Annotated in this window: 23 protein-coding genes; 10 read left to right on the top strand and 13 right to left on the bottom strand. The window is 61.5% G+C overall.

All coding sequences use genetic code 11. The features are described 5' to 3' along the window. Positions 1-105: 105 nt before the first annotated feature. The 3 genes from P2T68_RS20755 to P2T68_RS20745 form a co-directional block, all read right to left on the bottom strand. Positions 106-624: an AAA family ATPase gene (locus P2T68_RS20755; protein WP_277378228.1), complete on the bottom strand. Its 519-nt coding sequence runs from the start codon at positions 622-624 to the stop codon at positions 106-108. Then, positions 621-1184: a nicotinamide riboside transporter PnuC gene (pnuC, locus tag P2T68_RS20750; RefSeq protein WP_024075216.1), complete on the bottom strand. Its 564-nt coding sequence runs from the start codon at positions 1182-1184 to the stop codon at positions 621-623. The genes P2T68_RS20755 and pnuC overlap by 4 nt, the downstream gene beginning before the upstream one ends. Before the next feature lie 132 nt (positions 1185-1316). Then, positions 1317-2951, bottom strand: a complete 1635-nt coding sequence (locus tag P2T68_RS20745; protein ID WP_024075217.1) for a methyl-accepting chemotaxis protein — start codon at positions 2949-2951, stop codon at positions 1317-1319. A gap of 230 nt (positions 2952-3181) precedes the next feature. On the opposite strand from P2T68_RS20745, the gene P2T68_RS20740 reads away from it, so the two are divergent. Then, on the top strand, positions 3182-4012 hold the full coding sequence (locus P2T68_RS20740) for an undecaprenyl-diphosphate phosphatase (RefSeq protein WP_024075218.1): 831 nt from the start codon (positions 3182-3184) through the stop codon (positions 4010-4012). Beyond that, positions 4009-4392, top strand: a complete 384-nt coding sequence (locus tag P2T68_RS20735) for a DUF1294 domain-containing protein (protein ID WP_024075219.1) — start codon at positions 4009-4011, stop codon at positions 4390-4392. The genes P2T68_RS20740 and P2T68_RS20735 overlap by 4 nt, the downstream gene beginning before the upstream one ends. Here the strand turns inward: P2T68_RS20735 and P2T68_RS20730 are convergent. Together P2T68_RS20730 and P2T68_RS20725 are read right to left on the bottom strand one after the other, a co-directional pair. Then, positions 4381-4737 carry an MmcQ/YjbR family DNA-binding protein gene (locus P2T68_RS20730; RefSeq protein ID WP_024075220.1) on the bottom strand — a complete coding sequence of 119 codons (357 nt, stop codon included), beginning with the start codon at positions 4735-4737 and terminating at the stop codon, positions 4381-4383. The genes P2T68_RS20735 and P2T68_RS20730 overlap by 12 nt on opposite strands. Next, positions 4734-5642, bottom strand: a complete 909-nt coding sequence (locus P2T68_RS20725; RefSeq protein WP_168233227.1) for a LysR substrate-binding domain-containing protein — start codon at positions 5640-5642, stop codon at positions 4734-4736. The genes P2T68_RS20730 and P2T68_RS20725 overlap by 4 nt, the downstream gene beginning before the upstream one ends. Before the next feature lie 124 nt (positions 5643-5766). Between P2T68_RS20725 and P2T68_RS20720 the strand changes: the two genes are divergently transcribed. Together P2T68_RS20720 and P2T68_RS20715 are read left to right on the top strand one after the other, a co-directional pair. Then, the gene (locus tag P2T68_RS20720; protein ID WP_024075222.1) at positions 5767-6378 is read left to right on the top strand and encodes an FMN-dependent NADH-azoreductase; all 612 of its coding nucleotides are present in this window, start codon (positions 5767-5769) and stop codon (positions 6376-6378) included. 241 nt (positions 6379-6619) lie between these two features. Beyond that, positions 6620-7657, top strand: coding sequence for a dienelactone hydrolase (locus tag P2T68_RS20715; protein ID WP_024075223.1), 1038 nt, complete (start codon positions 6620-6622; stop codon positions 7655-7657). Here the strand turns inward: P2T68_RS20715 and P2T68_RS20710 are convergent. The 3 genes from P2T68_RS20710 to P2T68_RS20700 form a co-directional block, all read right to left on the bottom strand. After that, a complete protein-coding gene (locus tag P2T68_RS20710) occupies positions 7651-8826 on the bottom strand; it encodes an MFS transporter (protein ID WP_277378227.1) in 1176 nt (391 codons plus the stop codon). The two genes, P2T68_RS20715 and P2T68_RS20710, sit on opposite strands and share 7 nt — an antisense overlap. A gap of 318 nt (positions 8827-9144) precedes the next feature. After that, entirely contained in the window at positions 9145-10731 is a 1587-nt protein-coding gene (locus P2T68_RS20705) for an ABC-F family ATPase (protein ID WP_024075225.1), read from the bottom strand. A gap of 142 nt (positions 10732-10873) precedes the next feature. Continuing rightward, entirely contained in the window at positions 10874-12112 is a 1239-nt protein-coding gene (locus P2T68_RS20700; RefSeq protein ID WP_150294121.1) for an MFS transporter, read from the bottom strand. Positions 12113-12267: 155 nt separating this feature from the next. Here P2T68_RS20700 and P2T68_RS20695 point away from each other — a divergent pair, with 155 nt between their 5' ends. Further along, entirely contained in the window at positions 12268-13080 is an 813-nt protein-coding gene (locus P2T68_RS20695; protein WP_024075298.1) for a class I SAM-dependent methyltransferase, read from the top strand. Between the two features lie 138 nt (positions 13081-13218). Here P2T68_RS20695 and P2T68_RS20690 read toward each other — a convergent pair whose 3' ends face one another. Continuing rightward, positions 13219-13605: a TIGR03067 domain-containing protein gene (locus P2T68_RS20690; RefSeq protein ID WP_277378226.1), complete on the bottom strand. Its 387-nt coding sequence runs from the start codon at positions 13603-13605 to the stop codon at positions 13219-13221. A gap of 341 nt (positions 13606-13946) precedes the next feature. On the opposite strand from P2T68_RS20690, the gene lpxO reads away from it, so the two are divergent. Beyond that, positions 13947-14846 carry a lipid A hydroxylase LpxO gene (lpxO, locus tag P2T68_RS20685; RefSeq protein ID WP_024075301.1) on the top strand — a complete coding sequence of 300 codons (900 nt, stop codon included), beginning with the start codon at positions 13947-13949 and terminating at the stop codon, positions 14844-14846. Positions 14847-14863: 17 nt separating this feature from the next. Here the strand turns inward: lpxO and ligD are convergent, their stop codons facing one another. Beyond that, complete coding sequence (gene ligD, locus P2T68_RS20680) at positions 14864-17368, bottom strand: DNA ligase D (protein WP_277378225.1); 2505 nt, start codon at positions 17366-17368, stop codon at positions 14864-14866. Between the two features lie 26 nt (positions 17369-17394). Continuing rightward, the gene (locus P2T68_RS20675; protein ID WP_024075303.1) at positions 17395-18246 is read right to left on the bottom strand and encodes a Ku protein; all 852 of its coding nucleotides are present in this window, start codon (positions 18244-18246) and stop codon (positions 17395-17397) included. 183 nt (positions 18247-18429) lie between these two features. On the opposite strand from P2T68_RS20675, the gene P2T68_RS20670 reads away from it, so the two are divergent. Together P2T68_RS20670 and P2T68_RS20665 are read left to right on the top strand one after the other, a co-directional pair. After that, entirely contained in the window at positions 18430-18747 is a 318-nt protein-coding gene (locus P2T68_RS20670) for a hypothetical protein (RefSeq protein WP_024075304.1), read from the top strand. A gap of 22 nt (positions 18748-18769) precedes the next feature. Continuing rightward, positions 18770-19927, top strand: coding sequence for a PQQ-dependent sugar dehydrogenase (locus P2T68_RS20665; RefSeq protein WP_102623846.1), 1158 nt, complete (start codon positions 18770-18772; stop codon positions 19925-19927). Positions 19928-20129: 202 nt separating this feature from the next. Here P2T68_RS20665 and P2T68_RS20660 read toward each other — a convergent pair whose 3' ends face one another. Further along, on the bottom strand, positions 20130-20609 hold the full coding sequence (locus P2T68_RS20660) for a nuclear transport factor 2 family protein (protein WP_168233222.1): 480 nt from the start codon (positions 20607-20609) through the stop codon (positions 20130-20132). A gap of 42 nt (positions 20610-20651) precedes the next feature. Beyond that, complete coding sequence (locus P2T68_RS20655; protein WP_024075307.1) at positions 20652-21215, bottom strand: TetR/AcrR family transcriptional regulator; 564 nt, start codon at positions 21213-21215, stop codon at positions 20652-20654. 124 nt (positions 21216-21339) lie between these two features. Here P2T68_RS20655 and pssA point away from each other — a divergent pair, with 124 nt between their 5' ends. Then, positions 21340-22683 (top strand): CDP-diacylglycerol--serine O-phosphatidyltransferase, encoded by a 1344-nt coding sequence (gene pssA, locus P2T68_RS20650; protein ID WP_277378224.1) that lies wholly within the window; start codon positions 21340-21342, stop codon positions 22681-22683. A gap of 96 nt (positions 22684-22779) precedes the next feature. After that, entirely contained in the window at positions 22780-26172 is a 3393-nt protein-coding gene (locus P2T68_RS20645; protein ID WP_277378223.1) for a hypothetical protein, read from the top strand. Positions 26173-26203 lie beyond the last annotated feature (31 nt).

Here is a 26203-nt window from a genome sequence, read left to right as displayed (position 1 = left end):
TGCAACTCCCTGTAGGAGCGAGCTTGCTCGCGAAGAACGTCAACGATAACGCGGGCATTCTGGATTGATCCGGTGCCCCTGCGTTCTTCGCGCGCAAGCTCGCTCCTACAGTATCTGTTTGACTGCCGCGAAGGCTTTGGCGCGGCGCGCTTCCCAATCCCCTCGAATCACCACCACCGCCTGTCGATGCTGCTGCATCCACTCCAGGCCAGCCTGGAAAAACGCCTGGCGGTCGGCCAATTGCGGTTGGCAGCGCTGGCCATCCGCAGTCCATTCCACATCCTCCGGGGATAGCAGCAGGTGCAGGTCGTAGTGCCGGGCCAGCAGTTCGTCGTCGAGCCACGCCGGGTAGTCGCCGAACAGGGTCTGGCTCCACAGCTTGTTGGTCAGCAGGTGCGTGTCGAGGATCAGCAGGTGCGGTTGTTCGGCGCGGGCGGCATCTTCCCAGGCCAGTTGGCCACGAGCGATGGCCGGAATGTCGGCCAGGCGGGTGTCACGCTGATGCTGGTCGATGAAATAGCGCACGTATTCCCCCACCATCAGCCCGCCCAAATGGGCTTGCAGTTCGCTCGCCAGCCAGCTTTTACCGCTGGATTCGGGGCCGGCCAGTACCACTACTTTCATGCGTGCAACGCCGGGTCGGCGCGCCATTCACGCCAGCCTTGCACGGCGATCACCGTGAACAAGGCGTAAAGCGCGGCGGTGAGGTAGAGGCCTTTGTAGAGAAACAGCCCGACGAAGATCACATCGAGGGCGACCCACAGCGGCCAGCACTGCACGCGCTTCTGCGCCATCCACATCTGCGCCACCAGGCTGAAGCCAGTCAGGGCGGCATCGAGCCAGGGTTGGGCGGCGTCGGTCCAGTGGGCCATGGCAGCGCCGAGCAGCAGGCTGCCGACCGCACCGATGGCCAGGCTGGTCATGATTGCAGGCCAGCCCAGGCGGGTGACCTGGCGGCCTTGCCTGACCTCGCCGGCGCGGGTCCACTGCCACCAGCCGTACACCTGCAAGGCGGCGTAGACCACCTGCAGCAGCATGTCGGAGTAGAGTTTCACGTCATAGAACACCCAAGTGTAGAGCAGCACCATCACCAGCCCGATGGGCCAGCACCAGGGGTTTTGCTTGACTGTCAGCCAGACAGCGATCACCCCCAGGGCGGCGGCGAACAGTTCAAGCCCGGACATGGTGGTTCCTTGGGAGAGTGGGAGAGGGCCGGGATTGTAACCAGAGGCAGGCAATCTTCAAAACACCGGAGGGCAAATGTGGGAGGGGCGGTGCGACGATTCGACTTGCCCCCTCCCACAGGTTGAACGGCGCTAGACCTTGAATTGGCGCAGCAAGCCTTCGAGTTGCTCGCTCAGGCTACGCAGGTGCGCACTGGCCACGCTGGACTGTTCTGCCGCCAGCGCCGTGCTGTGGGACAGCCCGGCGGCCTGGGTCACGTTCTGGTTGATGTCTTCCACTACGTGCGCCTGTTGCAGGGTGGCGCTGGCAATCGAGGCGTTGAGGCCGTTGAGGTTTTGCAGCGCCTGACCGATGGCGGTGAGGCTGGCACCGGCCTGGCCGGCCTGTTCGATGGTCAGTTGCGAGGCGCTGTGGCTATCGCTGATGACCTTGACCGCAGCTTCCGAGTGACCTTGCAGGCGCTCGATCATCGCCTGGATTTCAGCCGTGGATTTTTGCGTGCGCTGGGCCAGCAGGCGCACTTCATCCGCGACCACGGCAAACCCGCGCCCTTGCTCGCCGGCCCGCGCGGCTTCGATCGCGGCGTTCAAGGCGAGCAGGTTGGTCTGGTCGGCGATCGAGCGGATCACTTCGAGCACGCCGCCGATCTGGGTGCTTTCACTGGACAGGGTACGGATCACTTCCACGGCCTGGCTGATGGTGGTGGACAGTTGGTCGATCTGTTGCAGGCTGCTGTCGATATTGACCTGGCCCTGCTGTGCCTGGGCCTGGGCGTCGCGCATTTCACTGGCGGCGTGCTCGGCGTTTTTCGCCACGTCCTGCACGCCGTAGGTGACTTCATTGATCGCGGTGGCCACCAGCTCCATCTGCTGCGACTGTTGCTGGCTGCGGTCATGGGCCTGGGAGGCGTTGTTGCCCAGCTCGGTGGACGACTGTCCCAGGGCATTGGCGCAGACCTGCAATTGGCTGACGACCTGGCGCAGCTTGGCGGTAAAACTGTTGAAATGCTGGGACAACTGGGTGACTTCGTCCCGGCCGTGGGTGTCGAGGCTGCGGGTCAGGTCGCTTTCGCCGCTGGCGATATTGCCCATGGCGTTCACGGCTTCCTGCAATGGCCGCACGATGCTGCGCACGATCAGCGAGACCAGCAGGGCCATGACCACGGCGATGGCCAGGCCGATCCCCGACGCTTTCCACACCTGCACATTGAACTCGGCCTGGACATCATCCACATACACGCCGGAGCCGATGATCCAGCCCCAGGGCTCGAACAGTTGGATATACGAGGTCTTCTCAACCGGTGCGTCGGACCCCGGCTTCGGCCAACGGTAGCTGATGATCCCGGCGCCCTTGGTCTTGGCCAGGCTGACGAACTCGTTGAACACGGCAAAGCCGTCCGGGTCGCGGATCGCCGAGAGGTTCTGGCCATCGAGCTTGGGGTTGGCCGGGTGCATGATCATCACCGGCGTCAGGTCGTTGATCCAGAAATAATCGTCATGGCCATAGCGCAAACCGCGCACCGCGCTCAGGGCTTGTTTTTGCGCAGCTTCGCGGGTCATGACGCCGGTGGTTTCGAGGCTGTGATAAAAAGTCAGGATTCCGCTGGCGGTCTGTACCACGTTCTGGGTCTGTTGGCGCTTGGCCTGATAAAGGTCGCCATGGATCTGCTTGAGCATCAGCAAACCCAGGGTCAGCAGCATCAGCACGGCGACTATCAGGATCAGCCAGAGGCGCCGGCTGATCGACATATTGCGCAAACTGTTCATCGTCCTGTCACTCCGTGCTTTTTATAATTGTGGCCGTCGCATCGACATTTCCGGCTTGTCTGATAGGCTTTCGGCCTGAAATTGGAAAACCTGAGTACTGCCTGATTTTTCACAGAATTTTTGCAGACCGGCGTTGAATCTCAACACCGGGCACGTTAGTGCGCTCGTTGTCAGTGAACCATTAAAAAGACTAGCGAGGCTTGCCGTAGCGCAAGACCTTTGGGGGAAGTATGGATTTGTGGACCGCCGCACAGGCATTGATACTCGGCGTGGTGGAAGGACTGACAGAGTTCCTGCCCATCTCCAGCACAGGCCACCAGATTATCGTCGCCGACTTGCTCGACTTCGGCGGCGAACGTGCCATGGCGTTCAATATCATCATCCAGCTCGGCGCGATCCTCGCGGTGGTCTGGGAGTTTCGGCGCAAGATTCTCGACGTGGTCACCGGCCTGCCGACCCAGCGCAACGCCCAGCGATTCACGCTCAACCTGTTGATCGCGTTCCTGCCGGCGGTGGTACTGGGGGTGATTTTCGCCAACCTGATCCACCATTACCTGTTCAACCCGATCACCGTGGCCACGGCGCTGGTAGTGGGCGGCATCGTCATGTTGTGGGCCGAGCGCCGCCAACACGAAGTGCATGCCGAGACCGTCGATGACATCACCTGGAAAGACGCGCTGAAGGTGGGCTTTGCCCAGTGCCTGGCAATGATCCCCGGCACCTCGCGTTCCGGCTCGACCATTATCGGTGGCCTGCTGTTCGGCCTGTCGCGCAAGGCCGCCACCGAGTTCTCGTTCTTCCTGGCCATGCCGACCATGGTCGGTGCGGCGGTGTATTCGGGCTACAAGTACCGTGACCTGTTCCAGCCGGCCGACCTGCCGGTGTTCGCCATCGGCTTTGTCACCTCGTTCATCTTCGCGATGATCGCGGTCAAGGGCCTGCTCAAGTTCATCGCCAGCCATAGCTATGCGGTGTTTGCCTGGTATCGGATTGCCTTCGGCCTGCTGATCCTGGCAACCTGGCAGTTCGGTTGGATCGACTGGGCAGCGGCCAAGGCATGACGATTCAACACCCGCGCCTGAAGGCGCTGATCTTCGCGTTGTTGTGCGCGGCGCCGCTGTTGGGGTCGGTGCTGGTGTGGCAGCGCGGTGAAACGGTGATCCCGCTGGTGGCCTATGGCGTGGTCAGCGTAGTGGCGTTCTTTTTGTACTGGAACGACAAGCGCAAGGCGCGCACCGACAGCTGGCGCACCCCGGAAAACATCCTGCACGCCGTCGAGCTGGCGGGTGGCTGGCCGGGGGCGTTGATTGCCCAACAGGTGTTCCGCCACAAGACGCGCAAGGTGTCTTACCAGGTGCTGTTCTGGGCAATCGTGCTGTTGCACCAGGTGTTCTGGCTGGATCAGTTATTCCTGGGCGGCACCTTGGGTTCAATCCTCTAGCAACAACCCGATCTGCGTGCGCTTGGGCAGCTTGCTCACCACCAGCTGGTGGGAGCGCTGCAACAAGCCACGCAACTCCTCGGCGCCCAACGGGTAGGGCGTGTTCATGATGATCCACTGCGCGCGTGCCAGGTACGGCGCCGGGTGGATGCCTGGGCGATCCACGTGGCCGAGGAACAGGTCTTTGTCGACCTTGAATGCCAACGAGTCACCGCGCAGGTGCTGCACGGCGAACATCTTGTTGCCGGCGATCGAGAACACCCGTACGCCGCCCCATTTGTAGTCTTCCCGCGCGCCCGGCAGGCTCAGGCAGAAGTGTGCGACTTGTGCTTCGGTCATGTTCATAGCAAGCGGTCTCCACAGTCTTTGAAGCCTTCTTCCAGGTAGTCGATCCAGGCACGAATGGCCGGCAGTACGCCGCGCCGATGCGGGTACACGGCCTGCAGCCAGCCGCCTGGCAGCGACCACTGCGGCAACAGCTGTACCAATCGGCCGCTGGCCAATTCCTCTTCGCAATACATCATCGGCAGTACGGTAAAGCCGAGCCCCATGATCGCGCTGGCCTTGCGCACGATAAAGTCGTCGATGCCCAGCCGCGCCTCCATCACCAGGTCCTGGGGATTGCCCTGGGGGTCGAGAACGCGCAGGTGCACCATGCGGTCGGCTTCCAGGGCGCCGAGTACCGGCAGTTGCTTGAGGTCATCAAGGTTGTTGACCTGCCGGCTGCGCATGAACTCGGGGCTGGCAACCAGCACGGTCTGGGCCTGGCGCAGGCGCTTGGTCACCAGCAGCGGGTCTTCATCGCCCAGCTCGCGCACGCGCAGGGCCACGTCAATGCCTTCGGCTACCAGGTCCACGCGACGGTTGACCAGGGTCATTTCCAGTTGCACCAACGGGTGGGCGGCGAGAAACCCGGCGACCAGTTCCGGCAGGATGTGTTGGGCCATGCCTACCGGGCAGCTGACACGCAGGCGCCCGCGGGGTTCGCTGGACATGCTGGCCACGGCCTCATCGGCCATTTCCGCTTCCAGCAGCATCGCCTGGCAATGGCGCAGGTAGCGCTCGCCGACGGCGGTGAGGGTCAATTGCCGGGTGGTGCGTTGCAACAGGCGCGCGCCCAAGCGTTCTTCCAGCTCGGCAATGCGCCGCGACAGGCGCGATTTGGGAATCCCCAGCAGGCGTCCGGCCGCCGCAAAGCCGCCGGATTCGACGACTTTGGCGAAATAGTAGAGGTCATTGAGGTCTTGCATGATGGGCCTATTGTCCTGTCAGTGGGACGAACTATCGCATTTCAACCACCTTATCGGCTATTGGTTTCATGCGTAGGCTTAACACCATCTAATCCTTACCGCTGACCTTATTTGGAGCTTTCCCATGAAACTGTTGCATATCGATTCCAGCATCCTCGGTGACAACTCGGCTTCCCGTCAGCTCACTGCCGGTGTGGTCAAAGCCTGGCAAGCGGCTGAGCCGGGTGTGGAAGTCACCTATCGCGACCTGGCCAACGAAGGTATCAGCCACTTCTCCGGCGCGACCCTGGGGGCCCTGGGGACTGCCGCTGACCTGCGTGATGCTGCGCAAAAACACGAGGCTGACCTGAGCGCATCGACCCTGGCTGAATTCCTCGCCGCCGATGCTGTTGTGATCGGTGCGCCGATGTACAACTTCACCATTCCGACCCAGCTCAAGGCCTGGATCGACCGCATCGCGGTTGCCGGCCAGACCTTCCGTTACACCGAAGCCGGCCCGGAAGGCCTGTGCGGCAACAAGAAAGTCATCATCGTCTCCACGTCCGGTGGCTTGCATGTTGGCCAGGCAACGGGTGTAGCCCATGAGGAATACCTCAAAGTCATGCTGGGCTTCCTCGGTATCACCGACATCGAATTCGTCCGTGCCCACGGCCTGGCGTACGGCGACGACGCTCGCAGCAAAGCCCTGAACGACGCCAACGTACTCATCAACGAACAATTGTTCGCCGCCGCGTAAGGCTTGTGTAAATTTCGCCGTTGACCGGTTTCAATCCGAAGCCGGGCGCCTAAACTCTGTATTCTGATCGCCTGAAAAGTGATCGGAGTACGGAGTTTTTTCGTTTGCGCGCAGTCTTTACTTTGGCCCAGGTTATGCAGCATGGGTATATCACTCGGTGCGAGTACCTTGAACCATGGACTTTTCAATCAGACATGCCGCGGGTGTTGAGCGTGGTTGCACAGCAAAGGTGGACATCCTCATGATGCGTCTTTGTGCTGTTTTGGTTCTTTCCCTGCTCGGCGGCCTGGTTTCAGTGCACGCCGCACCCGCACCGCACCCGCATTGGAGCGTGGGCTTCCATCGCATGACGTTTCTCGATCCGCTGGATCTGCAGCCGATGAAAGCCGTTGCGTTCTACCCCTCCACCGACGACGAGCACAGCACGCAGCTGGGGCCTTATCGCGTCGCCGCCACCGAAGATTCCAAGATTGCCATCGGCCGCTTCCCGATGTTGATGCTGTCCCACGGCAACACCGGCACGCCGCTGGCCCTGCATGACCTGGCCACCTCGCTGGCGCGCAAGGGCTTTGTGGTGGTGGCGGTGTTGCACCCCGGCGACAACTACAAGGATCACAGTCGCCTGGGCACGGTCAGCAACCTGTATGGGCGGCCGATCCAGATTTCCGAAGCGATCACCGCGACCCTGGCGGACCCCATGCTGTCACCGTTCGTCAACGTCGATCAGGTGGGGGTCATTGGTTACTCGGCCGGTGGCGAAACCGCTTTGATCCTGGCGGGCGCCAAGCCTGATTTCGACCGCCTGCGCCGCTATTGCCAGGAGCGCCCGGAAGACCGCGATGCCTGCACCACCAAGGGTGAACTGGTGGTAGACCGCGATGACCTGCAGCCGCAATCCGATCCGCGTATCCATGCCTTGATGTTGATGGCGCCGCTGAGCTTGATGTTCGGCCGCCACACCCTGGCCGATGTGCATGTGCCGGTGCTGCTCTACAGCGGCGACGGCGACAAGCTGGTGGCGGTGGACAAGAATGCCGCCGCCCTGGCGCGCAAGTTGCCGGAACCGCCGGACTTCAAGCTGCTGGCCGGGGCAGGGCACTTCGTATTCATGGCGCCGTGCGACAGCGATCAACTGGCGTTGATGCCGGCGATCTGCACCGACGCCGATGGGGTCGACCGCGAAGGCATTCACCGCGACCTGATCTCCGAGGCCGGGCGCTTTTTCAGTCACACCCTGGGGCAGTCCACCCGCGCCGGTTTGCAGACGGCCGATCAGTAAGCGCGGCGCTTGAGCAGCACGGTCACGCCCAGCGCCGTGACTGACAACAGCGCCGCGCAGAAGAAGATCCAGCCGTAACCCAGGTTCAGCGCCACGGCGCCCATCAACGGCCCGGCAATCGCCAGGGCCAGGTCGAAAAACACCGCATAGGCACTCAGCCCCGCGCCACGGCTGCTGTTGGGCACCTGCTTGATGGCTTCCACACCCAGCGCGGGGTACACCAGCGACAGACCGAAGCCGGTCAGCCCCGCACCGATCAGTGCCACGCCAGTGGACGGCGCAAGCCACAGCAGGGTCAGGCCCAGGGTCTCGATGATCATGCAGGCGATCGCTGCCCTGAAGCCGCCAAACCGGCTGATGGCCGAGATAAACACCAGGCGCGAGACAATAAAGCACACACCGAATACCGTCAGGCAGTAGGCCGCGCCTTGCCAGCCGCGATTGAGGTAATACAGGGTGATAAAAGTGGTCAGGGTGCCGTAGCCGATCGAGGCCAGGCACAGGCTGGCGCCAAACGGTGCGATGCGCCCGAATACTGCCCAGAACGGCAGGCGCTCGCCACGTACCACCGGCACCGAAGGTTTGTTGCGGATCAGCACCAGGCCCAGGGCTGCCAGCGCCGACAGCGCGACCCCGAGGCTGGTATAGCCGTACTCGGCAACCATCACCACGCCCAGCGGCGCACCGATGGCAATGGCGCCATAGGAGGCGATGCCATTCCAGGAAATCGAGCGTGCGGTGTGCTCGGCGCCAACCTGGCCCATGCACCAACTGATGGTGCCCACGCCGATCAGGCCCTGGGCCACGCCGAGCAACAAGCGCCCGGCAATCAGGACGCCCAGGCTCAGCGCCGGCAGGCTTTCCATCAGTGTCGCGACAAACGTCAGCACGCCACTGACCAGGATACCGGCCAAGCCCAGCACGATCGCACGCTTGGTGCCCGCGGTGTCGGACATGCGCCCAGCCATGGGGCGGCTGAGCAGGGTGGCCAGGTACTGCGAGCCGATGGTGACCCCGGCCACCACGGCACTGAAGCCCAATTGCTCATGCACATAGCCTGGAATCACCGCAATTGGCAGGCCGATGCAGATAAAGGCAATGAAGGTGTAGAAGACGATGGAGACGATCTGCAGGGTGATCGACAATGAGCTGGGGGTGGCGGCAGGCATGGGTGCTCGTTCGCGGGCGGGCGGTGAGCGCATCATGGCAAGGGCTTGGGGGAAAAGGAAGCAGCCTAACTAATTTGGCTGATGAATAGGCTTGCCGGGGGCAGCGTGAGTTTGCTGTGTCGAGCGGGCTTGCTGTAGTGAGACGGTTCGCTGTGGCGAGCGGGCTTGTTGTGGCGAGCGGGCTTGCCCCGCGTTGGGCTGCGAAGCAGCCCCAATAAAAAACACCGCGTTCTGCCAGGCAAAACACGGTGTTTGGTTTTAGGGCCGCTTCGCAGCCCAACGCGGGGCAAGCCCGCTCGCCACTTCAGGTCGCTGCTTTTAGAACACCACGCCTTGGCTGCGCAGGTAGTCGTCGTAGGTGCCGCTGAAGTCGATCACGCCATTGGCGCTCAACTCGATGATGCGGGTGGCCAGGGACGATACGAACTCACGGTCGTGGCTGACGAAGATCAACGTGCCGGGGTAGTTTTCCAGGGCCAGGTTCAGCGCCTCGATGGATTCCATGTCCAAGTGGTTGGTCGGTTCATCCATGATCAGCACGTTCGGCTTTTGCAGGATCAGCTTGCCGAACAGCATGCGGCCTTGCTCACCACCGGAGATGACCTTGACCGACTTGAGGATCTCATCGTTGGAGAACAGCATGCGACCCAGGGTGCCACGGATCACTTGCTCGCCTTGGGTCCACTGGCCCATCCAGTCGAACAGGCTCATGTCGTTTTCGAAGTCACTCGCGTGATCCTGGGCGTAGTAGCCCAGTTCTGCGGCGTCGGTCCACTTGACGCTACCGGCATCCGGGGTCAGTTCGTTGACCAGGGTACGCAGCAGGGTGGTCTTGCCGATACCGTTCGGGCCGATGATCGCCACGCGCTCGCCGGCTTCGACCTGGAAGCTGAAGTCCTTGAACAGCGGCTTGCCGTCGAAGCCTTTGGCCATGCGATCGACGATGACTGCCTGGCGGTGCAGCTTTTTGGTCTGTTCGAAACGGATGAACGGGCTCACGCGGCTCGAAGGCTTGACCTCGGCCAGCTGGATCTTGTCGATCGCCTTGGCACGGGAAGTCGCCTGCTTGGCTTTCGAGGCGTTGGCCGAGAAGCGGCTGACGAAGGATTGCAGTTCGGAGATCTGCGCTTTCTTCTTGGCGTTGTCCGACAGCAATTGCTCGCGGGACTGGGTCGCCACGGTCATGTACTCGTCGTAGTTGCCCGGGAACAGGCGCAGCTCGCCGTAGTCCAGGTCAGCCATGTGGGTGCACACGCTGTTCAGGAAGTGACGGTCGTGAGAGATGATGATCATCAGGCTGGAGCGCTGGGTCAGGATGTTTTCCAACCAGCGGATGGTGTTGATGTCCAAGTGGTTGGTCGGTTCGTCGAGCAACAGCACTTCAGGATCGGAGAACAGCGCCTGGGCCAGCAATACGCGCAGTTTCCAGCCAGGGGACACTTCGCTCATCGGGCCGAAATGCTGTTCCAGGGGAATGCCCAGGCCCAGCAGCAGCTCACCGGCACGGGATTCGGCGGTGTAGCCGTCCATCTCGGCGAATTCGGTTTCCAGCTCGGCCACGGCCATGCCGTCGTCTTCGCTCATTTCCGGCAGCGAGTAGATGCGGTCGCGCTCGGCCTTGACCTTCCACAGCTCCTCGTGGCCCATGATCACGGTGTCGAGCACGGTGAATTCTTCGTAGGCGAACTGGTCCTGGCGCAGTTTACCCAGGCGAACATTTGGTTCCAGCATGACCTGGCCGCCGGACGGATCGAGATCGCCGCCGAGGATTTTCATGAAGGTCGACTTGCCGCAACCGTTGGCACCGATCAGACCATACCGGTTGCCGGCGCCGAACTTGACCGAGACGTTCTCGAAGAGCGGCTTGGCGCCGAACTGCATGGTGATGTTAGCTGTGGAGATCAATTACTTTACCTATCAATGGGTTGCGAGCGTGGCGGCGTGAGCCTCCAGGCATGCGTCAACAGCGACATCAAGGCGCGAAACCCGGTCGCTGAGCAAAAAATGGGGGATGTGTGTTGGAATTTGGCGCGCATTGTCGCATATGTCAGGCGACAGTTGTATGGCACGCGAAAGATGGTTTTTCCAGCGTCTCCGGCATGGCCAGCCACAACAGCGCCAAGGCCAAGGCTGCAACACCGGCCAGGGTCAGGAACGCGGCGTTATAGCCGGCTTGTTGCACCACGAAACCGGCCAGGCTGTTGCTCAATGCCGCCCCCAGGCCAAACACAGTGGACAGCGCGCCCAGGCTGACGTTGAAACGCCCGGTGCCCTGGGTCAGGTCCTTGACGATCACCGGGAACAGCGCGCCGAAAATGCCCGCGCCGATGCCGTCGAGCATCTGCACCGCGACCAGCCAATAGGGATCGTTGGACAAGGTATACAGCACGCCCCGCAACGGCAGAATCATGAAGCCGATCAGCAGCAGCGGTTTGCGCCCCCACAGGTCGGCCTTGGCGCCCACCAGCCAGGCCATCGGCACCATTACCAGTTGTGCGGCGACGATGCAGGCCGAGGTCAGTGGCGTGGCCATGTGCAAGTTGATCTGCGACAGCTTCTGGCTGACCAGTGGCAGCATGGCCGCATTGGCCAAGTGAAACAGCGCGCAGCAGATCGCGAACAGCAGCAACGGCCGGTTGGCCAGCAAAACGGCCACGCCGGATGGCTGCTCATGCGCGGTGTGATGGGCAGGATCGAAGCCCCGGGCGACCTCATGGTCGATCGTCTTGGCCGACACGCAACTGACCGCGACGATACTGGCGACTGCCATAAACGCCATCAGGTAGAACACCACCACCGGCCCGAACAGATAGGCGAGGCCACCGGCCAGCAGCGCAGCCACGGCATTGCCGGCGTGGTTGAAGGTTTCATTACGTCCGGTGCGGCGGGTAAAGGCCCGTGGCCCGGTGATGCCGAGGGAAATCGCGGAGATCGCCGGGGCAAACACCGAGGCTGCAACGGCGCTGGCGGCCTGGGTCAGCGCCACCAGGCTGAACGAACTGACAAAGGGCAGCATCAGGCAACTGGCGGTGACCAAAAGCGCCGCAACCGCGATCACCGCGCGTTTGCTGCGAGTGCGATCGATCAGCGCGCCTGCCGGGCCTTGAGTGATCAAGGCGGCGATCCCGGCCAGGGTCATGACCACGCCAATGCTGGCCGGGTCCCATTGGTGCACGGCCAACAAGTAAATCGCCAGGTACGGTCCCAGGCCGTCACGCACATCGGCCAGGAAGAAATTCAGGCTGTCCAGGGACAAGGTGGTGCGCAGGTCGTTGTGATGGGCCACGGTGCGATCTTCGAGGAGCGGTGTTCAAGGACTGGACACCCGTTGGCTTAATGACCTTCGGGCTTGCCGGGAAGTTTCCCCAGCGCAGAGGGTTTTATCTGACAGGCAATTGGCTTATTTTCCCAAGCTTGCCGCACTGATTCTTAGGAGATGCAATGGACATGCCCTCGGCTCAACAAGCAATTGCCAGCAATAAGGACGCCTGGGATGCATCCGCCAGGCTGCACAAAGACACGCCAACCTGGAAAGCGTTGTTGGGCGCGGTGGTCAACCCGAGGTTTTCGTGCCTGGACCCGACCATCACCGCGCTGCTGCAAGCGGTCGGCGTAGAGGGCAAGGATGTGGTGCAACTGTGTTGTAACAACGGCCGCGAAAGCCTGTCGCTGTTCGGCCTGGGCGCGCGCTCGGTCGTCGGGGTCGATCAATCCCGGGCCTTCCTGCAACAGGCCGAAGAGCTGGCCGCCGTGTCGCCCCATTGCCCCGAATTCATCGAAACCGATATCCATCAACTACCCGAGCGCTTGCACGAACGCTTCGATGTCGCCTTAGTGACGATCGGTGTACTGGGCTGGATGCCCGATGTGGCGTTGTTCATGCGGCACGTTGCCAGTACCTTGAAACCGGGTGGCACCCTGGTGATGTATGAAACCCATCCGTTCCTCGAGGTGTTCGACCCGCGGGCGAGCGACCCGCTGCGGCCCGCCAGCGCCTATTTTCAGCGTGAGCCCTTTGTGCTGCAGGAATCCATCGTGTACGAAGGGCTGGCTGAAACTACCGGTCCAACCTCCTATTGGTTCGTGCATACCCTGGGCAGCCTGGTCAACGGAGCGATTGCGGCGGGCCTGCAGATCGGCCACTTGCAGGAATACCCGCATTGCAATCGTGAGGAACTCTACGATCAGTACGAGGATCAGCCGGCGCAATTGCCCTTGTGCTTTACCCTGACAGCGACCAAGCGCTGCGTATAACGACCTTTTCGGCACGCAAAAAAAGCCCGCACGTAGAGGCGGGCTAAGGGATTCACTGGAGTATGTAAGTTTCACTCTATAGACCGCGAAGTGAACGCTTCGTGAAAATGCGGTCGCAAGTTTGCGCGGTGTATACGCTTAGCGCCGGCGTACAAAGGTCCTCATGGTCTGACCTGGGCCAGTAGTGAAGACGGTTGGCCTGGGCATGCCTTCATCTGCGGCAATGAACACAAAATCATCCCCTTCGAGGCGGTAGCTCGCAGGCAGTTGCTTACCCGCATCTTCGCCCATGGCGTCCACCCAGGTAATGCGCTTGGGCACTGCGCTGCTGTCCAGGAAGAATCGGCCAGCCAGTAATATTGCTCCAGTGGTGGTAGTCACGGTGAACTGGTCGCCTGTAATGGTGGTCATAGCACCAGGCGCGCTATGGGCATCCACCGGGTTAAGCACGCCGCTGTCTTCGAGCGAAGTTTGCTCCCAGGCACCTTGAAGGGCTTGGTAGTCCGGGTCTGAAATGGATGACATACAAATTCCTTTTTGTTGAAGGGCTAATTGCAGGCGGTCTTGGGAAGGGAGGACGATTAAATCACCTGAGACGCTATCAGATGTGGGATGGATCTGATCGATGCCCGACCGTCATCTTCCACACCCTCAAAAGCACACTCACTAGACAGCTTTTCACAAATCTTAGTTAACTTTTGGTTACAAGATGTGGCTAAATAACGGCCAATGCGCATGACCGGTCTGTCACCCGGCCGATCATGCTGCGTCTATGTGAATTGTGATTTCAGGTGCTGCTATCCAATCCTCGGCCGTCGTGGGCACGCAGGAGCAGCCTGTCTTCTTCTGACTTGTGACGAAATCTCTTGAAACTCATCATTGTTGCTCTCTACGTTGCCTCTATTGCGTATGTCCACCTGCGTGGCCGGGTGCGGCATAAGTTGGGCCGCCAGCTCAGCGATCACTCGACTTTCCTGGCGCCGGTCAACTGCTTTCTCTACCTGTTCTCCAAGCTGCCCAGCCGGCCCTTCCTGTCGCCCAGCGATTTTCCGGACCTGAGCCCGTTACAGGAGCATTGGCAGGAAATCCGCGAGGAAGGCGAGAACCTGATGCGGGAAGGGGCGATCAAGCGCTCGGATCAGTACAACGATGTGGGTTTCAACTCGTTCTTCAAGTCAGGTTGGAAGCGCTTCTATTTGAAATGGTACGGCGACAGTCATCCTTCGGCGATGAAGCTGTGCCCGCGTACCACTGAGCTGGTGCAGAGCATCGGTTCGATCAAGGCGGCCATGTTTGCCGAGCTGCCACCAGGTTCCCGGTTGGTGCGGCACCGCGACCCCTATGCCGGTTCCTACCGCTATCACTTGGGTCTGGACACCCCTAACGATCCCGGCTGCTACATCAATGTGGATGGCGAAAGCTATTCCTGGCGTGATGGCGAGCCGGTGATGTTCGACGAGACCTATATTCACTACGCGGAAAACACCACCGCGCAGAACCGTCTTATCTTGTTCTGTGATATTGAACGACCGATGAAATACCGCTGGGCGGCGGCGTTCAACCGCTGGTTCAGCCGCACGGTCATGGCGGCAGCCGGCTCGCCCAATGATGACGGCGACAAAACCGGTGGCCTGAACCGCGCCTTTAACCGCCTGTACAAGATTCGCCTGCGTGGCAAAGAGCTGAAAAAGCGCAATCGCACGCGCTACTACCTGGAGAAGTGGGCGATTTTCGCAGTGCTGGCGTTGATCTTCATCCTGATCTGAGCCTGGGCCGGCGCGACTCACTCAGGTGGAGTCGCGCCCAGCTTGTCCCACATCTTCTTGCTGATCTTCTGTCGATTGGCATAACCCGCCCACGGGTTGTCCTTCAAACCCTGCAAGCGTTCGTGCAGGTTGGCCACCGTCCACTGCTGGGCACCGCGCAACCCTTTCAATTCGTCACGGCTGACCGGCACCGATACCGGCAGGCCGGGTCGTGCCCGAACCGAGTAGGCCGCGACCGTGCTGGCGCCACGGGCATTACGCAGGTAATCGATGAAAATCTTGCCGACGCGGTTTTTCGGCCCTGACGTGGCGGTAAAGCGCTCCGGCAGTTGCTGGGTCATGAACTGGGCGATGGCCTTGGCGAAGGCTTTTACGGTGTCCCAATCGTCGCGGCGTGCCAATGGGACAACCAAGTGCAAACCCTTGCCGCCACTGGTCTTGATAAAGGCCTGCAGCCCCAATTCATCCAGCACCGATAAGGTCAGTTGCGCCGCTTCCAGCATGGTTTTCCACGGCAGTGCGGGGTCCGGGTCGAGATCGAGCACAAACAGGTCTGGGGTCTCGATCTTGTCCGAGGTGGCGCCCCAGGTGTGCAGCTCCACGGTGCCCATCTGCACCGCGCCCACCAGGGCGGCGGTGCTGTCGATTTCCATCAGGCGGGCGTGACCTGGGTCCAACGCCGGGTCCAGTTGCTGGAGATGCGGGATCGCCAGGCGCTCTGTGTGCTTCTGGAAGAACTGCTCGCCCCCCACACCTTCCGGGGCACGAAGCAATGCCACAGGGCGATGGCGCAGGAAGGGCAGGATCCAACGGCTGATGCTGTCGTAGAACTGCGCCAGTTGCAGTTTTTGCGTGCCGCTGTGCTGATCGATGATCCGCTCCGGGTGGGTAATCTTCACCCCGGCGACGGTGCTGGGCGCGCCGGACTTCCGGGCCGTTGGTGATTGCAGCGATTTGGCCGCGCGTGGCTGCTCATGAATGATCTGTTGCACCGGTTTATCAGAACGCAGCGCGACAAACGCGGCCTGGCGTACCACGCCTTCACGGGTCCACTCGGCAAATCGCACCTCGCCGACCAATTGCGGCTCCACCCAATGCACGCCGCGGGCCTGGGCGCGGGTCAGTGGCTTGTCCAGGGATGAAGTCTTGCGCTGCAGCGGCGTAAGCCGGGCGTAGATGTCCTGCAGCGCGGCCCGATCAAACCCGGTGCCGACACGCCCGGCATAGACCAGCCCGGCATCGCCGTTGACCGCCAGTAACAGCGCGCCAAACCCGCTGCGCGAACCCTGGGGGCGGGTGTACCCGACAATCACGAACTCCTGGCGCAGGCGGCATTTGAGCTTGATCCAGTCGGTGTTGCGACTGGATACATAGGGGCTACCCGCACGCTTGCCGATCACGCCTTCCAATGCCAGGTCGCGGGCGCTTTCGAAGATATCGTGTTGGTTGGCGGCAAACGCCTCGGAGAAACGCAACAGTTTGCTCTTGCTACGGGCCAAGGCCGCCTTGAGCGCAGCGCGGCGTTTTTCCAGCGGGTCTTGCCGTTGATCGCGGCCTTCCAGAAACGGCGCGTCGAACAGGTAATAGACAATGTCCAGGCTGCGTCCGATATCGAAGGCGTTTTGCAGGGCCTGGAAATCCGGCAAGCCATTGCCATTGAGGCTGACCACTTCGCCGTCGAGCCAGCTGTCCTTGAGTTTCAGGGCTTGCAGGGCCTTGGCCTGGCGCGGCAAGCGGTCAGTCCAATCATGGCCGTTGCGCGTGAACAGGCGCACTTCGCCGTCACGAATACGCGCCAACATGCGGTAGCCGTCGAACTTGATTTCGTAGAGCCAGTTACCCTCCGGTGCACGGTCGACCAAGGTGGCCAGTTGAGGCGCGAATTGATCGGGCAGGGCGAGCGTTTTCTTGCGTGAGGCTTTTTTCGCGGAGGGTTTGGCGGCGGTCGTCGGCGTGCCCACCGATGCATCACTGAGCACGCTCCGGGGCTGTGCCTGGACGATATCGTAGTCGCTGCTCGGGCGTGCCTGCTGATCCTGTTCCTTGATCAGCAGCCATTGTTGCTTATCGCCGCTGCCTTTGAGGCGGGTACGCACCAGGGTCCAGTCGCCGGCGAGTTTCTCCCCGACCAGGGTGAATTTCAGCTTGCCGGCGGCGTAGGCTTTTTGCGGATCGCCATGGGGTTGCCAGACGCCGCGATCCCATACGATCACATCGCCGGCTCCATATTGGCCCGCCGGGATGCTGCCCTCGAAACTGCCGTAGCTCAAGGGGTGATCCTCGACATGCACGGCCAGGCGTTTCTGGCTGGGGTCCAGGCTGGGGCCCTTGGGTATTGCCCAGCTCTTGAGTACCCCGTCGAGTTCCAGGCGAAAGTCGTAATGCAGGCTGCGCGCATCGTGCTTTTGAATCACGAACGCCAACGCCGATGCCTGGCGCTTGTTGGGTTTCGAGTCACCCGCAGGTTCGCCAGTGATCTCGAAATCGCGCTTTCGGTGGTATTCGCTCAAGGGTTTTGCCATGTCGTTTTCTCCCTTCTATGGCGGACTCAAGAGGCCTTTTTGCTGGTTTTTTTCGCGGCTGGTTTTTTCGCCGGGCGCTTGGCGGCGGATTTGCCGGCCAGACTGCGCTTGAGCAGTTCGGTGAGGTCGATCACGTCAGCCGACTTGCGTTCTTCGCTGCCGGCCTGGCTTTCCACGTCCTCGATCTTGCCGGCCTTGGCCTTCTTCGCCACCAACGCCATGATCTTCTCCTGAAAACTGTCACGGTAGGCATCGGGCTGCCAGTCGGCGCTCATGTCTTCCACCAGGCGCCTGGCCATGTCCAGCTCGCCCTTGGCCAGGCTGGGCCGGGTCACATCGCTGCCCAGCTCCAGTTCATCGAGGCTGCGCACCTCAGCGGGCCAACGCAGCATCACCAGCACCAGGGCCGACTCCAGCGGCATCAGCGCAGCCAGGTGCTGCTTGGTGTGCAACACCACATTGGCCAGGGCGACCTTGTTGGTTTTCTTCAGGGTTTCGCGCAGTAATGCATACACCTTGCCGCCGCGTTTGTCCGGGGCCAGGAAGTAGGGCGTATCGATGTTTTGCAGGGGGATCTGGTCGCTGGCCACGAAGGCGATAATCTCGATGGTCTGGGTCGACTTGGGGTGGGCCGAGCGGATTTCCTCTTCGCTGAGCACCACGTAGCGGCCTTTCTTGAACGCCACGCCCTTGACGATGTTGTCCTTGGTGACTTCCTTGCCGCTGGTCTTGTTGATGCGCTTGTAGCCCACCGGGTCCATGCTGCGTTTATCCAACCAGTCGAAGTCGACCCCCTGGGAAGCCGTGGCCGAAACCAGCGACACCGGGATATGGACCAAGCCAAAACTGATGGCACCTTTCCAGATTGCCCTAGGCATGCGTGCAGTTCCTTGAGAAGAGGCTATGTGCGGCTGACTCGTGGGCGTTGGCAAAAGTTTCGATCAGCGGATGCGCGGACAGATCGTGTTACACCTGATGAGAAACTATTTAGTGTCGAAATTCGAACCCAGCGCGTAGCGTGTTATCGAAAGCACGTACTCCTCGCCCAGAGAGGCTTTGTCATGAACATCTGTGTGCGTCATCTTGCAGCGTTGGCATTGGGCTTGGCGCTGGCCACCGCTGCCCAGGCGCAAAACCTGCCTGGCAGCAACAACTCGGACAATGGCCCGATCCACCGGGCCAACCCCAACAGCATGCAGGGCACCCAGCCCAATCCGTCGCTGATACGCGGCATCCAGACCGCTCCGACCCCGCGTACACCCACCCTGGAAAACGGCGGCATCGGCAATCGTTATCCGCAGCGCGACGCAGCACCCAGCCGCCCCGCGACCGAAACCAAAGCCCCCACTGTTGATGCCAACGGCAATCGCCGGCCTTGAGCGCCGGTAAGGACCCCGCCTTATGTTTCTACGCAAAACGTTTCTTGCCGCCTTTTGTGCCACGACCTTGCTGCCGCTGACGGCGGTTTACGCAGCCGATGTGCAGCAATTCCCAAGTGAGCAGGGCAGCATCACCGTCACCCCGATCGCCAAGGGCCTGGACCACCCGTGGGCGGTGGCTTTTTTGCCCGACAGGCAGGGCTTCCTGGTGACCGAGCGGCCTGGGCACCTGCGCTTTGTCAGCCCGGACGGCAAGCTGTCGGCGCCGCTGAGCGGTGTGCCTGAGGTCTGGGCCAAGGGGCAGGGCGGCTTGCTTGACGTAGTGCTCTCACCCGATTTCAAGCAGGACCGCATGGTGTACCTGTCGTACGCTGAGGGCGGTGGCCAGGGCGGTACGGCCGGTACGGTGGTAGGGCGCGGGCGTTTGTCGGACGACTTGAGTGGCTTGAAGGACTTCAAGGTGATCCTGCGCCAGGAACCCAAGCTGTCCACCGGTAATCACTTTGGCTCACGCCTGGCCTTCGACCGTGATGGCTACCTGTTCGTGACGTTGGGCGAAAACAACGACCGGTCCACGGCCCAGGACCTGGACAAGTTGCAAGGCAAGGTGGTGCGGATTTACCCCGATGGCCGCATCCCCGATGACAACCCATTCGTGGGGCAGCCAGGCGTACGTCCGGAAATCTGGTCCTATGGCCAGCGCAACCCCCAGGGCCTGGCACTGAACCCCTGGAGCGGCACGATCTGGGAAAACGAGCATGGGCCGCGTGGCGGCGATGAAGTCAACATCATCGAGCGTGGCAAGAACTATGGCTGGCCGCTGGCGACCCATGGCATCAACTACTCCCTGACGCCGATTCCCGAAGCCCAGGGCAAGACGGTGGAAGGCACAGTCGCGCCGCACCATGTGTGGGAGAAGTCTCCAGCTATCAGCGGCATGGCGTTCTACGACGCCGACCGCTTCAAGGCCTGGCAGCACAACCTGTTCATTGGGGCGCTGTCCAGTCAGGAGTTGATTCGCCTGCAGTTCGATGGCGACAAGGTGATCCATGAGGAACGCTTGCTGGGGGGCTTGAAAGCGCGGATTCGTGACGTGCGCCAGGGGCCGGATGGGTTTCTGTACGTGCTGACGGATGAAGACGATGGGGTGTTGTATCGCGTCGGTCTGAATCAGGACTGACACTTACGGGTTTCCAAACGGTGGGATAGCCCGCTGACTCTGCAACTTAGCGCTGCCGCACAGCAAACTGGAACCCCTGTGGTGAGGGAGCAAGCGCCCTCACCACAAAGTGCAGTCGTTTAAGCCGGCATTTAATCTTGGATAATCAATAAATTATCTTATAGGTGCCGGGGGGCTCCCGCCTTCTGGAAGCGTGCAAGCCCTAAAGGGCGAGTTCGGACAGCCCCGGGTGATCATCCGGGCGCCGGCCCAGGGGCCAGTGGAACTTGCGTTCACTTTCATTGATCGGCAAATCGTTGATGCAGGCAAAGCGGTTGGCCATCAGGCCATTCTCGTCAAACTCCCAGTTCTCGTTGCCGTAGGAACGAAACCAGTTACCGGAGTCGTCGTGCCACTCATAGGCATAGCGCACGGCAATACGGTTATCGGTGAACGCCCACAGCTCCTTGATCAGCCGATAGTCCAGCTCCTTGGCCCATTTACGGGTCAGGAAGCCCTTGGCTTCTTCGCGGTTGTAGGCGAATTCGGCGCGGTTACGCCACTTGGTATCCAAGGTGTAGGCCAGGGACACCCGTTGCGGGTCGCGGGAGTTCCAGCCGTCTTCGGCCAGGCGGACTTTTTCGATCGCCGATTCACGGGTGAAGGGCGGCAGCGGTGGACGGATTTGCGAGGTGGATGGCATGTCATGGCTCCTGGGCTAAAGAAAGTTGCGCGGGTGATGCGTTCAAAGCCCCAATAACGTTCGCGCCATGCATTGCGCATTATCAGCAGCGGTTGAATCGCCCATCACCAGGGCAACGGTAATGGCGCCATCGATCAGGATCAGCAGTTGCGCGGCCTGCCGTTCGGGGTCGGGGGTGCCATGTGCTTGACACAGTTGGCGTGTGTATTCGAACAGTTTCTGTTTGTGCGCCTTGGCCAGCAGGCGCACGGGGTCTTGAGGGTTGCCGGTTTCACCGCTGGTGTTGATGAAGGCGCAACCGCGAAAGTCCGCCGAGCCGAACCAGGCCTTGAGTGCGCTGAACAGCGCAAGCAAGCGTTCGCCGCTATCGTCGACGCGCTCCACTTCGTCGCGCAGCCACTGCATCCAACGCTCATCACGGCGTTGCAGGGCGGCGACCACCAACTCGTCCTTGTTGGCGAAGTAACGGTAAATGCTTTTGCGCGAGACCCCGGCGGTTTTCACCAGGAAGTCCATGCCGGTGGCGGCGATGCCATGGCGATAGATCAACTTTTCGGTGACGTCGAGGATGATGTCGCGAGTTTCATTGTGGGTCATGTCGTTCATGCTGCATAAAGTAGAACGATCGTTCTTCTTGGTCAATAGGCTTTTTCCATGCCGGGCAGCGAGACCTGAGCAACCCCATGGTGTAAGCTCGGGGCCTCTTCGGATTCGACCCATTGCGAGCCTTATGCCGTCGTTCTTCAAACGTTCCCTGTTGCCCAAACTGCGCGGTTTTCCTCTGACTACCGATGCCATCGACGTGTTGTCCGGCGCCGATGCGTTTCGTCGCTGCCTGCTGGAACAAATCCACAAGGCCACGCGACGCATCTACATCGTCGCGCTGTACTTGCAGCAGGACGAAGCGGGGCAGGAGATCTACGACGCCTTGCACGCGGCCAAGGCCGCGCGACCGGAACTGGACATCGTCGTGGTGGTCGACTGGCTGCGCGCCCAGCGCGGGTTGATCGGCGCCGGCAAGCAGCCGGGCAACAGCGCCTGGTACCAGGCCATGACCCAGAGCCATGCCAGTGAAGTGCCGGTGTATGGCGTGCCGGTGCAAACCCGCGAACTGTTCGGCGTGTTGCACCTCAAGGGGTTTGTGATCGACGACACTGTGCTCTACAGCGGTGCCAGCCTGAACAACGTGTACCTGCACAAGTTCGACAAATACCGCTTCGACCGTTACCACTTGATCCACAGCCAAGCGCTGGCCGATTCGATGCAGCATCTGGTGGAGCACGGGTTGGTGGCCTCCAAGGCGGTGCATCGACTCGACTTGCCCAACCCGCCGACCACGCGCAGCCTGCGCAATGACATTGGTGACCTGCGCAGCCGCCTCAAGCATGCGGCCTACGACACCTCGGCGGGCCAGTTGCCCACTGGCAACCTCTCGGTCAGCCCGTTGCTTGGTGTGGGCAAGAACAACCCACTGAGCCGGGTCATCCTGGAGCTGATTGCCAGCGCCCAGCACCAACTGACCATCTGTACGCCGTATTTCAACCTGCCGCTGCCGGTGACCCGCGAGATCAACCGCGCCCTGGCGCGCGGGGTGAACATCGACATCATCGTCGGCGACAAGACCGCCAACGATTTCTACATCCCGCCCAGCGAACCGTTCAAGGTCATCGCCGCGCTGCCGTATCTATACGAAATCAGCCTGCGCCGCTTTGCCAAGCGTCATCAGCCGATGATCGACAGCGGCCAACTGAACCTGCACCTGTGGCGCGACGGCGATAACACTTACCACCTCAAGGGCATGTGGATCGACCAGCGCTACACGTTGCTGACCGGTAACAACCTCAACCCGCGGGCATTCCGCCTCGACCTCGAAAACGCCTTGCTGATCGATGATCCCAAGCATGAGTGGCTGGAGCCGAGGGGGGCCGAACTGGCGCAGATCTTCCAGCACACCACACGCATCGAACGCTATCAGGATTTGCAGAGCCTGGTGGACTACCCGCAAGCGGTCGGCAAATTCTTGCGTCGCGTCAGCCGGGTGCGGATTGAGCGGTTGTTGTATCGGATTCTCTGAATGTGGCCTCGCCACGACATTTCTCATGATTAACCGTGAACCGATGACGGGCCTGGGACCACTTCTCTGACGGAATAACCTCAAGAGAACGTGCCCATGTCCATTTCCTTGCAAAACCGCCAGCGATTTATCCCGGATAACCCGATCCCCGTCGGGCTCACTGTGCTTACCCCCGATCACCCACGCGTGCCGGTTGAGCACTCACGGCCGGCATCGCGGGGGCGCCGCGCCGCAGAGGGGCAGGGTGATCAACGCCCCGCTGCCGATGTGAGGCTGGGGCAACGGTTGGGTGCGGCAATGGAGAGCGGTTACGCCATGGTCGAGGTGCCCGCCAACAGCAGCCTGGCGCCAGCGCTGGCGCTCTACCGCCAGCTTTGGAGCCAGCCGCCCCTGCAGGCCTGGCTGACCAGCAAGGGCCTGGAGACGGGGACCTTGAGACTGCATAAAGATTTCATCCAAGGCTACGTCGTCCGCGATGGCGTGCGCACGCCTGTGAGGTTCTCCACCAGCGATGCGTCGGGATGGTGGCAAGTTTCAGCGCCGTTGCGTGCTCTTCGCGAGGTTCTGGACCCACGGGACCGAGGTCTCACCCACCTGGCAGACGGTGAGCAGTGGGTGCCTCGGCACCTGGTTCTACAGGCGTTTGGCATTGAGCTTCCGATGGGCATCGAGCAGGCCAATCAATTGGAGCGGCAATTGCGCACCCAGGGCCTGTCGATGCCGCCTGCGCGGGCCCGATCAATGGCCGCCGATCTGGCCCAGGTGCAGATGACCCTTGGCGAACTTGAAGAACGTCCCCGCTTGGCGGACCAGCTTGAGCGACTCATCACGGATTTGCCGGACACCACGCCCTGGGACGGGGTGCAGCCAGCAGACGGTTCCCCTACGCTGCGCCAGATCGTTGAGCAAAAGGGCCTGGGTACCCCACACACCGTGGGAGAAGTGCGTAACGTCATCCAATGGCTGCGCACCACCTTGCCTCCGGCGCCGCCCTTGGGCAATTACGCCGGTTTCATGGATTGGACGTGGGCTCCGGGCCAGTTATCGGTGTCAGACAAAGCCACGCTGGCGGCATTGGCCAACGCACAGTTGGGCGGTACGAGCGCCGAGGGCTTCGACTACCTGAAGGGCCATGGCATAGAGGCACTGCAAGCGGATCCGGCCGGGCATCTGCACCGCCTGCTCGACAGTCCCGAGGCATTGGATCTGGGCGAGCGCTGGGCCCGCAGTGTGAATTGGTACGGTACGTTCGATATCGGCACGACAGTGCCAAAGGCGGTATGCCAACAGATGGTCATTGCGGCAATCAAACTGCACGCCGATCCACAGGCACCGGGAAAACCGGGGCAGGTGGCCGGTTATGACCTCTACCAGCCCGCCAACATGGGGCGCACGTTTACCGCCATACGCCGCGACCTGGAAAACCATCTGATCCACCAAAAAGGCCTGGACTCGAAACTGGCGGTACTGGCCGCGCATATCGGCCTGGCACAGGCTGCGCCGGAGTTCCTTGTACGCGATGTGCCTGATGCGATCCACATGGGAACCCCGGCATGGATGGAACTGCGCCTGGGATGCGGCATGGTCGACAACTTAGCCCCGGGTACTTCGCGGGCGATGGACGAAGAGCAGATCAGCGCCATCACTGTCCTGGGCCCCACCAGTGAAGCGCAGGCGACCCTGATGCGCTTGCTCGGCCTGCGTATCATCACCGATTGGGCCGTGCTCAACGGGGTGATTCCTCGCGCACCCGACGGCGAGTACTCCGCGCACATGATTCAGGCCGCGTCTGCGGCATTTCAGGGCCAGCGCGAAGATGTCAGCCGCGCATTCACGCAGTGCGCGTCCGGGTTGCCGACGCGCAGGTCGGTCGCCATTGCCGAGTTGCTCAAGGTTTTCCCAGGCGTCGCCGCGAGCCGCCTGGAAGGCATGACGGTACAGCTCGCCGATGCCGGGGCGCGTCGTAACATGCGGGTCTCCGAACCCCGTACGCGTTCGCTGGTGGAGACCTATATGACCGGTGATCTGACCCCCGGCAAGTGGGTGCTCACCAGTGACCTGCCACAAGCACCAGCGCGCGCGGCGAGTTCGCCCTACCAGCCACGCAGTGAGGTGATAGCGCCCGTCGAGAAACGCAACGAACTGGATGCCCGCATTCGCCGTCTACCGGCGTTGGACGGCCTGCTGAAAAAGGCTGTCGATGAGCATCGCAGCGCCCTCAAGAGCGCTTATGCTACCCAGCTCAAACTCAGAATCGCCGAGTTGCCATTGGCGGATCGCAAGCTGCTGGAACTGGGCAATGTCGAGCTCTTTACCCTGCGCGGCGAAACCGGGGAGATTCAGGCCAAGGAGACTGATGCGCATCGTGACGCGGCCAAGTACCGGCAAGGCACCCTGATACGTGCGGAGCACGGCGCCACCGTGAGTTATTACGAGGTGTTCGCCAAAGGGCCAATCGTCAAGCGCACAGACCTGCCGTCGCAGTTGGTGTTGGGGGGCGTGGTGGAGAGAAAGCGCGTCCCCGCGCCGTGGGGCGTTACCTCCGTGCCGATTGTCCGCGGCACTGCCCTGGCCATCGACGTCGACGCCTACGCCAAGGGATCGGATCCTCGGTCAACGCGGGAGCCTTCCAAGGTCATTGTTGAAAAGCTTGGCGCAACGCTGCCCGGCGTTCCCCGCCCGGAGGGTTTCGCACCCGATGATTTCGTCCCTGACAGCTACTCATCGTCGAAGACAGCCGACATCGTGACGCGAATCACCCAAGGCAATTTTTATGAATCGCAAGAGACTATGCTCGCCAGGGCGAAGGGGGTGTTGCCCCTTGAACAACACCGCGAGGCCGTTGCGCGCGATCATGGGATCCTGCTCGGGTTGGTGCCTTTCGTGGGGGCTTATCAAGAGTTTGCGGCAGGCAATATTGGCAGCGGCTTGTTCAGCCTGGCATTGGATGTGGGCGGGGTGGCACTGTCGGCCGCTGGCCGGGCACGCTCGTTGATACGTGCGGGAAGGGCACTGGCGCAGGCCCCCGTGGCCGGGGTTATCCGGCGGCTGGCGCCGACGCTCAGTCCCCTTGTACCGAAAACGGCCTGGGTAAAACCGGTAGCGTCCTTCAGCGACAAGGCCTTCGATTTCGTCAGGGAAGGCGTATTGTTCACCAGCGCCGCACTCAACCCGTTCGATGGCTACCCGCAAATGGTCAGCGCAGCCACGAAGGGCCTGGTCAAGTTACCTGCGTTGGTTGCAGGCGGCGCGACCCGGCTGGGTAAGTCTGTGCCGCATTTGATAACGGCCGAGGAGAAGATGAGGTGCTATCTGATGGCGGCGGCCGGTCAAGCAGCACCCTCGCGGCCTCCAGCGGCGGGCGTTGCGGGAACGAGCCAGGGCATTGACGTGCACGCCACGGGCAACAACGGACGTTGGTATGCGATTGATCCGCGCAGCGGCCGGCCGTTCGGCACGCCATTGAGCGGGTTCCAGCAGGCACGCTGAGCCGACGAACTCCCGCGCCGGGCGCGGGAGG

Origin of the sequence: Pseudomonas sp. G11 (assembly GCF_029457515.1) — a bacterium.
Classification (GTDB): domain Bacteria; phylum Pseudomonadota; class Gammaproteobacteria; order Pseudomonadales; family Pseudomonadaceae; genus Aquipseudomonas; species Aquipseudomonas gorinensis.
This window is presented reverse-complemented; position numbering and strand designations above follow the sequence as displayed.